The sequence below is a fragment of the Parabacteroides hominis genome (assembly GCF_014287585.1).
Classification (GTDB): Bacteria; Bacteroidota; Bacteroidia; order Bacteroidales; family Tannerellaceae; genus Parabacteroides; species Parabacteroides hominis.
On record NZ_JACOOJ010000010.1, the window covers coordinates 125,450 to 136,055 of the forward strand.

Below are 10,606 nucleotides of genomic sequence, written 5' to 3' on the forward strand. Positions count from 1 at the left end.
ATAGAACGATAGTATGAAAACATTATATATTTATAGTCTTTTATTTGTTGCATGTTTGCTACAGTCTTGTTCCTCTTTTCTGGATGAGACGCCTTATAACAAAATTACGGCTGGTAATTTTTATACGACTGCCAAAGAGGCGGAACAGGGAGTAAATGGTTTGTATTCCCGTATGCGGGATTTGTATGGGTCCGGATATATTTTATATATGTGCGAGGCTCCGACTGATATATGGAAAAGTGCCAAATCAATGGATATAGAATTTCAGAATTGGACTATTGATGCTACATCCAGTAATGTAACAAAACTTTGGACTAATTGCTATGTAACGATTAATCAAGCAAATGCTGTTCTTAAAGCATTGACAAATAACGATATTCCGGATTTAAGTGAAGAAAAGAAGTTACAATATATCAGTGAAGCTAAATTTATCCGTGCACATCATTATTACCATTTAGTACAGCAATATGGAGATGTCGAATTGAAAACAGAACCTACCGAGACATTAGTTACGGAAGCTTATAAGACACCCGAAGCTGAAATCTGGAATTTTATTATAGACGAAATGAAATATTGCCTGGAAAATCTTCCGGATGATCAGAATGTCTATGGCCGTATTACCAAAGAAGCGGTAAAACATAATTTAGCACGTGTCTATCTGACCGTTAAACGTAATGATGAGGATATTAAAGAAGCGAAACGGTTAGCTGAGGAGGTTATTGCTTCTTCTCATTCTTTGATGAGTTCTCATGAAGAGTTGTGGAATACTGACAATATGCGTAATCCGGAAGTCCTACTTCCTGTTCTTTTTACTACAAATACGGAGTTAAACGGGGAAGGACAGCAACTTCATGTTATGTTTACAGCTTCCTATTCGGATCACTATCCGAAAGTATTGGAGCGTGATTTGACTTATGGACGTCCTTGGAGCCGTATTCGTCCTACTTATTATTTGCAGGAATTATATGATGAGACAAAAGATGCCCGTTGGGAAGATTGTTACCGTACTTTCTGGCGTGTAAATAAAGAAGAGGCAACCGATATGGTTTTCAGTCCTTATTCGAAGAAATCGGAAGAGATTGTATGGAGAAAAGGAGATTCTGTCATGATTATTCCGAAACATCCTTGGACGAAAGAACAAGTGAAGGCTGTATGGCCGGTTTGGGTGTGGATGCCGGATGAGATGAGAGAGGAACTGCAGGATAAGGTTCAGTCGGAGACAAATCCGAATGGCGAGTGGCCTTCCAATACGAAATTCCAGAGTGGAACGATGTATACGACTTTGATAAAGCTGCAAGATCCATTACGTCCGAGTGCAAATGAGATGAAAGGAGTCCGCGATATTGTGGTCTTCCGTTTAGGAGAAACCTATTTGCTGGCTGCAGAGGCGTGCCATTTGTTGGGAGATAATGAAAAAGCAGCTGAATATATTAATGTAATTCGTAAGCGTGCGGCTATACCGGGTAAGGAAAAAGAGATGGAGATAACAGCAGACCAGATCAATATTGATTTCATTTTGGATGAAAGAGCGCGTGAGATGGCAGGTGAATTTTGCCGTTGGTATGACTTGAAACGGACAGGTAAATTGTATGAGCGTATGAATAATCCGAACATGAATGAGATCGTAGCCGGTAAATTTCTGGAATATCATGTTCTTCGCCCGATTCCGAGAGATCAGTTGGCCCGTATTTCAAATCCGGAAGATTTTCCACAGAATGAAGGTTATGGTAATTGATAATAGAAAAATGAAGTACCCAGGCGTTTATGCCTGGATACTTCTCTTTTTAGTGTTGAATATGTATTCTGTTTTCGCATTGGAAAGAAAGAATGCTTGTGTAAAAATCATTTTTGATACAGATATGTTGACCGACTGTGATGATGCGGCTGCTTTGGGAATCCTGCATAAATTGGCCGACGCCGGAGAGGCTGAAATATTGGCTACGATGGTAACTTCTTCTTACCCTATGTCTGCACCGGTGGTAGATGTTATAAATACATATTATAATAGGCCGGATATTCCGATCGGGGTCCCGAAAAAAGGTTACGGGGTTTATCGGGATAATTCATCCTTTTTGGATTCGGTTGCGGCTGAATTTCCACATCGGTTGGATTCTAATTCAGAAGCTCTTGATGCCGTGGCTTTATACCGGAGGATTTTAAGTGAACAGGAAGATTCATCAGTGGTTATTTTGACAGTCGGTTACATGTCTAATCTGGCGTCTCTTTTAAAAAGTGCTCCTGATTGTTATTCTGCGCTAAACGGGATGGAACTGATACGGAAGAAAGTGAAAGTTTGGATTTGTATGGGAGGTAATTTTCCCGTTGATGATGCGTCTGATAATGTGAACTTTACACGTGATCCTGAATCCGCAGTGTATGCAATTGCTCATTGGCCTGGAAAAATAGTTTTTGCAGGTAGAGAAATAGGACATACGATATTTGTGGGAGATCGTTTAAAAAATACGTCTATTGATAATCCGGTTCGGCGTGCTTATCAACTGCACAGGGAAAGAGCGAAGGCCGAACATTGGAATCATCATACGGCTGACCCGACTGCAGTTTTACTGGCGGTAAGGGGCATATTAAATTATTGGAATTTAAGCGAATGTGGATATATAGATATTAAAAATAATTGTAGTTTTGTGTGGAAGGATCATTCGGAAGGAAATCAACGATATATCAAACAAAAGATGGATCGTGGACGATTGGGACGGATTCTGGAAGATTTAATGGTAATACCACCTGATAAACATTGAATAAAATATGAAAAAACGATTGATTTCTGTATTTGTGATGTTATTGTTGCCATTGTTAGTTGTGGCTCGGCAAAGGGTTATTGTGGATACCGATATCGATTCGGATGTGGATGATGCCGGGACATTGGCAATGCTTTATACCTTGCATAAGCAACACAAGATAAATCTGCTGGGGACTATAGTGACAAGCGATGATCCTTTTGCTGTAACTTGTGTGAGTGCTTTCAATGCGTATTATGGAATGGGTGACTTATCGTTGGGCTTTCTGGAAGGACAATCTTTTTTGAAAAACCATTCTCGTTACACCCGGCAGATTTCGGAAGAGTTTCCGCACGACCTTCCTTCTTGGAAAGATGCGGAAACAGCTACTAATACCTATCGAAAATTATTGGCCGGAAGCCCTGATCATTCTGTTGTAATTTTGACAATTGGTCATTTGAGCAGTTTGCAGAGGCTACTTCAATCACCGGCAGACCAGTATTCTCATCTTAACGGGAAACAATTAGTCGAGGCGAAGGTTAAGAGATGGTATTGTATGGGGGGATTGTTTCCGGAAGGAAAAGAAGCTAACTTTTCACGACCTGATCCGGGGTCAACAGTATTTTGTTTGGCTAACTGGACAAAAGAAGTCGTATTTTGTGGATGGGAGATTGGTGAACGGATTATTACGGGCGATCTGGCATTGAAAGCAGAGCTAAACCCTGAAAATCCCATGTACAGGGCTTATGAATTATATAACGACTTTAAAGGGCGCGCCAGTTGGGACCAGGTTACTGCTTTTTTGTTGGCTGATGAGGCTTCCCATTATTTAGAATTGGATAATGCCGGCTCTTGTTTGCTTGAAGCGGACGGTAGTAATCGGTGGATACCCGGTAAGAAAGGAAATCAATTTATCGTACGGTTTAGGCCGGAGGTGAATGTTAAGGAGTTAGCCGGGAAGATAACGGATTTGATGTTAGGGAAAAACATTACTGATTATTCGTATCTCCCTTGGGTTGGCAAATCTGTAGACTTTTCACATGGGCCTCTTGTTGTTTCTGAGAATAAACGGTTTTTGGTTCATGCGGATGGAACTCCGTTTTTTTATATGGGCGACACTGCCTGGGAATTATTTCATCGTTTGACAGAAGAAGAGATAGACCGGTATCTGGAAAACCGGCGGGAAAAGGGGTTCAATGTCATACAAGCGGTGATTTTAGCAGAATTGGATGGCTTGAATACACCGGATCGGAATGGTAACCGGCCATTGGTGAATAATGATCCGGCTCAGCCTGATGAAGCCTATTTTAACTGGGTGGATCGGATCATAAATAAGGCTGCGGCGAAAGGGTTATATATGGGATTGTTGCCGACCTGGGGTGATAAAGTTGATAAACAATGGGGAATCGGCCCCGTTATCTTTAATGAACGGAATATTGCCGGTTATGGCCGTTTTTTGGCAAACCGCTATAAAGATTATCCCAATATCATTTGGATAATCGGGGGTGACCGGAATGGAGGCGATGCCAATATGCCTGTCTGGAATGCGCTGGCAAATGCGATCAAGTCGATAGACAAGAATCATCTGATGACATTTCATCCTTATGGACGCCACACTTCCAGCCAATGGTTTCACAATGCTGACTGGCTTGATTTTAACAGCAGCCAAACCGGACATGCCAATTGCAGTTTCGATATATTTGAAAATCTGATTGTCGGAGATTATAACAAACTTCCAGTAAAACCGTGTATCAATATGGAGCCTTGTTATGAAGACCATCCTGTCAGGGGTGACATCTGCACCTCTACCACTTGGTTCGACGATACAAATACCCGGCAAGCCTTATATTGGAGCCTTTTTTCAGGAGCAGCGGGACATACGTATGGTTGTCATCCGATTTGGCAATGTATGTCACCTGTTTATGAGCCGACGGGCAATGTGCTCAATAACTGGTATGATGACTTGGATTTGCCGGGTGCTGGAAATATGATACATGCTCGTAGACTATTTGAAAAGTATGACTACTTCAGCCGTCGTCCTGCTCCTGAGATAATTTTGACAGAACAGCAAGTGATCGGAGATATGGCAGTTGCTGTACAAGGTAAGGGATATGCATTCGTTTATTTGCCGAACGGTAATCCTGTGGATATTTTTTTAGAAACATTGCCGGAGGCTACAACCTTGACATTACAATGGTATAATCCCCGTACCGGACAATATACTTTGATAGGAGAGGTTTCGGCAAAAGGAAATTATAGGGCTAAACCAATAAGTTCGGGTATTGGGAACGACTGGATATTGGTGATGAATTCTAAATGATTAAAGAAGGAATCCGGTTGTAGCTTTTGTTTTGACCATGAATCCTTGTTCAGAGTTGCAACCGGAGAAACTTGCTTCCCGAAGTCAGTTTGATTTGGGCTTTGTGGAGAATGCGGACGGAGATCGGGGCGATGTCCCATTCGCGGGAGGAAGAGTCTCTTTCGTTTTCGAGGTAGATGAAGCCGTTCTCCGGTTCGAAAATGTCTTGGACAAAGATCGAAGCCTTTTCTTTTGATGATAAATAAACCTGTTTTTCCCATTTCCTTTCATAGCAGAAGAAAGCCTCTAACGAGTTTTCCGTTTGATAGGAAATCAACAGTTTGTGCGGGTACGGGTCATGTGTGGATACCTGATAGGTGATGCAGCATGGTTCCTCCCTTTTTTGCCTGTAAGAGTTTATGGCCGGTATCAGTGCGAAAAACAGAAAGATGCACGTTAGTGTATGGATTTTTTTCATGGAATGTTTTTTTGCAAAGAAAGGCAGAACTGCTAAAGGGGCGTATATTCCCAATCCTTGTAAAATACAACGAGAAGTGGGTTTTTTACAAGCTCTTTTTCCTGTCTTGTTCATATTGTCGTTTTGTTATTTCTTTAGAATTGATTCAGAATGAGATAAAAGTTCTTATATTTGTTTCACACATTGTAAACACAGAAGAATATGGAAACCGAAAATATCAAAACAAAAAATGTGCACCAGGGTGCTAATGTCAGGAAGTTACGCCAGTTAGTCGGCATGAAGCAGACGACCTTTGGCGAGATGCTGGGGATGAACCAGCAAAGCGTGTCCCGCTTGGAACAGAAGAGGGTGCTCGAAGAAGATACGTTGTTCAAGGTTGCGAATATCCTGCATGTCGCTCCTGATATTATCCGGAATCTGGAAGAAAATCCGACCTCGATCGTGATCGAGAATAATACGTTTCAAACGGGAAGCAGCAATGTCGGGGTGGTGGAAAATCAGAGGGACAATATAGTGAATCATCCTGTCGATCAACTAATGGCCTTAAACAAGGAACAAGCCTCTCTTTACGAACGGATGCTTACCATAGAGAAAGAGAAAAACGCGCTATTGGAGAAGTTGCTGAAAGAAAAGTAGGTCCGCGTGAGGTGCGCAGAACTTTTCCACGACGACCGTCTTCATCGCCGTGAAGACAGTTGTCGTGGAAACATTTAAGATCCGCCCGATCTGTCATCCGCGAACCTGGTTTTTCATTTATGATTTAAATAACAAAGCATGATAGTATGACAGTTGTTTTCGTAATCATCTACCGTTCACTACGAAATTTCGTATCTGGCATTCCGTTCCCTGTGAAGCGGGGTTTTTCTTTTTCGATATGCGGAGAACCAGCTTGTGGTTCGTATCTTTCAGTTCCGTTTCCAGCATGTAGACCCAGGGAATATAAAGATTGTGGCTCCATTCAGTGAAAGTATCCAGTTCTTTGAACGGGGCGCCGTCGACACTATATTCCAAAATTCCGGCAGAAGGTCCGCTGACGCAGAAAATGCCGATCGCTTTCCCTTGGAAATCCAACGTCAGCCGGTCGCCCGGACGAGTAGCCTCCAACATCGGGACATCGACAAAGCCGTTCCGCTTGCCGGCCTTGTTGTCTGGATGCCAGTTGTCGACAAACTTCCAGCCTTTGTCTAAACGTGCTTTTTCGAGAGCGATGAAATCTCCATTATAATAACTGTAGGCATCCAGCGGCTTGGCCGGAATGTCGTGTGCCGCAATTGTCCCTTCCGGCGAAACTCCTTTCCACATCTCGTCGAAAAGATGGCCGATAGCGGCAGCATAAAACTTATGGCCGAAAGGTTTCGGATGAGTGCCGCCGAACTCGTCCCAGGTAAATTCGCCGTTTTGCATCCGTTCGCCGATCTCCTGGCAGAGATTGATCGAAGGAATAAGATAGTGATTCGCCACCCGTTCGTGATTCAGGATAACATCCGGCATCTGGCGGCGGGCGATCATCGGGATAAACGGGTCGTAGATGAAATGCAACATGACGATATCCATTTCCGGGTTGCTTTCCAAAGCATGGCGCACTTCCCCTTCCATGCCGCGTACCTGTTCGAGGGCGCTGAATCCGTTCGTGTCGTCGTTTACGGCGGCTTCGACGAAAAGAAGGTCGACTTTCCCTTTCGAAAGGATGTCATGTTGCAGGCGGAAGGAACCCGGAGTCGTCCCGGTCGAACCGATGCCTGCTTTTACCCATTCGAATTGTGTATAAGGGAAACGTTGCTGTAGTTGTCGCTCTACCATATTGCGCCATCCGTCCATTTCCGTGATGGAACCTCCCAGGAAGGCGACCCGCGCCCGGCGTTCTTTCTCGAACTTACGGAACGAGTTTTGCAAGCTGCCACGTATCGTATAATGTAAGTACTTTTCATATTCCGGCTGCTGGCGAAGGATGAAGTCTACTACCGGTTCCGGATTGTCCAGACTGTGCGGATGATGGTCGCATCCTTTCTTTAGGATAACTTCCACCGGACCTCCTGCCGCAAGATAGCGCGAACGTACGACATCCATGTTTTCCTTGTAAGGGACGGTCTGGTCACTATCGCCGCATACGCTGATGATCGGTATGCCTGCGGCTGCGATAGGGGAGAGGTTGTCGATCGGGTTCCCTTTGAAATGCTCCATCCCGGCATCTGTCAGGTTCCATTCTTTCAAGAGGTCATTCCATAAAGCCGCGTTTTTTCTTCCCGGCCAGCTAAACACGTCGCAAACAGGAGCGTCTACATATATACAAGCCACTTTCTCCGTATTCTGGGCTGCCCAGTTGAATACAAACAAACCGCCGCGGCTGAATCCTTCCAGCGTTACTTTATCGGATAGTCCGTAGAGGTTTGTTACGTTCTCATAGAATTCCGTGCCTAAAGAGACCGCTCTTGGGCTTCCGTACAAATGGGTGACGTCATAGTAAACAACGTGGAATCCCTTTTCCAGTAGCGCTTTGTCCACGCTTGGAAATGCATCGAAAAAGGCCGGACGCCAGATCCACGGATTTCCTTTGGCCGCTTTTTGGGGTACGACAACGGTTGCCTGGCGGTCCTTGAAGGTGAAATCGTAACGGTCGCATCCGTTCCATACGCTTTTTTCAGCTTGGGCCTGGGCGGCCAGGCTGATTATCAGGGACAGAAGTACCGGATAAATAATCTTTTTCATAATAATCATGGTATTTATAGAGTTTACATTGGAGAGGCAAACGTACATAAAATGCTTATTTTATGCAAGTCAAACCTCTAATAATCCGGGCTTGGATGTGAAAGAAATAAAATACTTCGTGTATTCGCACACACAAACTTGCGTATAACAAAAAAAATGCCTTATATTTGCCCCCGTATTATGAAAAACGAATATTAATATCATGAACACATTTCAAAAAGCAAGTGAGAAAATGACAAATTACAGATGGACAATCTGCGCGATGTTATTTTTTGCAACAACAGTGAATTACCTCGATCGCCAGGTCCTTTCGTTGACCTGGGATGAATTTATCAAACCGGAGTTCCATTGGGACGAATCCCATTACGGTACGATAACATCAGTTTTCTCAATTGTATATGCAATCTGTATGCTGTTTGCCGGTCGTTTTATCGACTGGATGGGCACGAAGAAAGGATATCTTTGGGCTATCGGTGTTTGGTCGTTCGGAGCCTGTCTCCATGCCGGTTGCGGTATTGCAACCGAACATTATGTCGGTATGAACAGTGCAGCGGAGCTGATTGCGGCAACAGGAGATGTTGTTGTGGTATTGGCAACCGTGAGTATGTATTTCTTCCTGGCCGCCCGTTGTATTCTGGCGTTGGGTGAAGCAGGTAACTTTCCCGCAGCCATCAAGGTTACGGCAGAATACTTCCCGAAGAAAGACCGTGCCTATGCAACTTCTATTTTCAATGCCGGCGCTTCTATCGGCGCTTTGGTCGCTCCTATTTCTATTCCTTTGTTGGCAAAAGCCTGGGGTTGGGAAATGGCCTTTATCGTGATCGGTGCGCTTGGTTTTGTTTGGATGGGCTTGTGGGTATTCATGTACACGACCCCGGACAAGAGCAAACATGTGAATAAAGCCGAGTTGGAGTATATCGAACAGGATAAGAATGAAAAAGACGTTGTCATTGTCGAAGAAGAACACGAGAAGAAGATCGGTTTCATGCAATGTTTCACGTTCAAACAGACTTGGGCTTTCATTGTCGGTAAATTCATGACAGACGGGGTTTGGTGGTTCTTCCTTTTCTGGACTCCTTCTTATCTGAATACGCAGTTCGGCATCAAGACTTCCGATCCGCTGGGTATGGGGTTGATCTTTACCCTGTATGCCATTACGATGTTGTCTATTTACGGAGGTAAGCTGCCGACGATCTTTATTAACCGGAGTGGAATGAACCCCTATGCCGCCCGTATGAAAGCGATGTTGATTTTTGCTTTCTTCCCGTTGTTGGTTCTGTTGGCGCAGCCGTTGGGTACGATTTCCCCGTGGTTCCCGGTTATCATGATCGGTATCGGTGGCGCAGCCCATCAGTCATGGTCTGCCAATATTTTCTCGACTGTCGGTGATATGTTCCCGAAATCGGCTATTGCAACCGTTACGGGTATCGGAGGCATGGCCGGTGGTGTCGGTTCGATGATCTTGCAGAAAGTGGCCGGGAATCTGTTTGTTTATGCAGATGCTACTCAAATGACGTTTATGGGCTTCACGGGTAAGCCAGCCGGCTATTTCGTTATCTTCTGCGTATGTGCTGTCGCTTATTTGATCGGCTGGGTGATCATGAAGATTTTGGTTCCGAAATATAAAGTGATCGTTCTTGAATAATTGAAATAGAGAGTATATAGTTTATAAGAAAGAAGGAGGATGCGCCCTTGTGGATGCATTCTCCTTTTTTCTTATAAGGAGAAGGAGTGGCAACTGCTCTTGTCGAAGGAAAGCATGGAAGAGGTTGCCGGACGGCAGAATGTATCTATATGGTCAATTTCGACCAGGTAAAAGTCATCTGCCGCGAGAAAGACGGAGTTTATCTAACTCTCTTTCATGCGTACCTTATAATAACAATTATATCTCTCTGGAAAAAATGAAAAAAAACTTCTCGAAATATTTGGATGTAATAAATAAAACCTCTAATTTTGCACCCGCATTCGAGAGAGAACGGCATTAGCGTCAACATGATGAAAAGGGGGTAACCCGGTGATAGTAGGATGAGGTTAGCGGAGCTAAGCGAATATCCAACCGCCCGGCGGCTTTCGAAAAAACTTCTCGATTTTTTTCTCTAAAAAATTTGGCAGTTTAAAAAAAGTCCTTACCTTTGCAGCCGCAATCGAAAGAAAGCGAAAAAGTTCTTTGAAAGATTTACATATCAACAAGTAGTACAAGAGACGTAGTAGGAATACTAAAACATACCGTCAATAACTACAATAAACAACGAGATTCTGGGCAAAAGGCAAAAAACAATTTAACAACGAAGAGTTTGATCCTGGCTCAGGATGAACGCTAGCGACAGGCTTAACACATGCAAGTCGAGGGGCAGCGGGGGTAGCAATACCTGCCGGCGACCGGCGCAC

General features: G+C 43.9%; 7 protein-coding genes and 1 rRNA gene. 6 read left to right on the forward strand and 2 right to left on the reverse strand.

Annotated features, from left to right (window positions below; genetic code table 11):
- The first annotated feature begins 13 nt into the window (after positions 1–13).
- Genes H8S65_RS08205 through H8S65_RS08215 form a run of 3 tightly spaced genes read left to right on the forward strand, consistent with a single transcriptional unit; the run spans position 14 to position 5,055 of the window.
- Complete coding sequence (locus tag H8S65_RS08205; protein ID WP_186929501.1) at positions 14–1,735, forward strand: RagB/SusD family nutrient uptake outer membrane protein; 1,722 nt, start codon at positions 14–16, stop codon at positions 1,733–1,735.
- Complete coding sequence (locus H8S65_RS08210; protein WP_186929502.1) at positions 1,725–2,756, forward strand: nucleoside hydrolase; 1,032 nt, start codon at positions 1,725–1,727, stop codon at positions 2,754–2,756. The genes H8S65_RS08205 and H8S65_RS08210 overlap by 11 nt, the downstream gene beginning before the upstream one ends.
- A 7-nt stretch (positions 2,757–2,763) precedes the next feature.
- Positions 2,764–5,055, forward strand: coding sequence for an apiosidase-like domain-containing protein (locus H8S65_RS08215; protein ID WP_186929503.1), 2,292 nt, complete (start codon positions 2,764–2,766; stop codon positions 5,053–5,055).
- Between the two features lie 49 nt (positions 5,056–5,104).
- Here H8S65_RS08215 and H8S65_RS08220 read toward each other — a convergent pair whose 3' ends face one another.
- Positions 5,105–5,512 carry a hypothetical protein gene (locus tag H8S65_RS08220; RefSeq protein WP_186929504.1) on the reverse strand — a complete coding sequence of 136 codons (408 nt, stop codon included), beginning with the start codon at positions 5,510–5,512 and terminating at the stop codon, positions 5,105–5,107.
- Between the two features lie 201 nt (positions 5,513–5,713).
- Here H8S65_RS08220 and H8S65_RS08225 point away from each other — a divergent pair, with 201 nt between their 5' ends.
- Positions 5,714–6,148: a helix-turn-helix domain-containing protein gene (locus tag H8S65_RS08225; RefSeq protein ID WP_186929505.1), complete on the forward strand. Its 435-nt coding sequence runs from the start codon at positions 5,714–5,716 to the stop codon at positions 6,146–6,148.
- Positions 6,149–6,313: 165 nt separating this feature from the next.
- Here H8S65_RS08225 and H8S65_RS08230 read toward each other — a convergent pair whose 3' ends face one another.
- Entirely contained in the window at positions 6,314–8,266 is a 1,953-nt protein-coding gene (locus tag H8S65_RS08230; RefSeq protein ID WP_186929506.1) for an SGNH/GDSL hydrolase family protein, read from the reverse strand.
- A 154-nt stretch (positions 8,267–8,420) separates the two neighbouring features.
- On the opposite strand from H8S65_RS08230, the gene H8S65_RS08235 reads away from it, so the two are divergent.
- Positions 8,421–9,863: an MFS transporter gene (locus H8S65_RS08235; RefSeq protein WP_186929507.1), complete on the forward strand. Its 1,443-nt coding sequence runs from the start codon at positions 8,421–8,423 to the stop codon at positions 9,861–9,863.
- A gap of 637 nt (positions 9,864–10,500) precedes the next feature.
- Positions 10,501–10,606 (forward strand): 16S ribosomal RNA (locus tag H8S65_RS08240); the annotation flags it as partial.

Bases quoted from the DNA above. Each gene is read 5' to 3' on its own strand.
- H8S65_RS08205 (WP_186929501.1), top strand. From the start codon at position 14: ATGAAAACATTATATATTTATAGTCTTTTATTTGTTGCATGTTTGCTA.
- H8S65_RS08210 (WP_186929502.1), top strand. From the start codon at position 1,725: ATGGTAATTGATAATAGAAAAATGAAGTACCCAGGCGTTTATGCCTGG.
- H8S65_RS08215 (WP_186929503.1), top strand. From the start codon at position 2,764: ATGAAAAAACGATTGATTTCTGTATTTGTGATGTTATTGTTGCCATTG.
- H8S65_RS08220 (WP_186929504.1), bottom strand. From the start codon at position 5,512: ATGAAAAAAATCCATACACTAACGTGCATCTTTCTGTTTTTCGCACTG.
- H8S65_RS08225 (WP_186929505.1), top strand. From the start codon at position 5,714: ATGGAAACCGAAAATATCAAAACAAAAAATGTGCACCAGGGTGCTAAT.
- H8S65_RS08230 (WP_186929506.1), bottom strand. From the start codon at position 8,266: ATGTACGTTTGCCTCTCCAATGTAAACTCTATAAATACCATGATTATT.
- H8S65_RS08235 (WP_186929507.1), top strand. From the start codon at position 8,421: ATGAACACATTTCAAAAAGCAAGTGAGAAAATGACAAATTACAGATGG.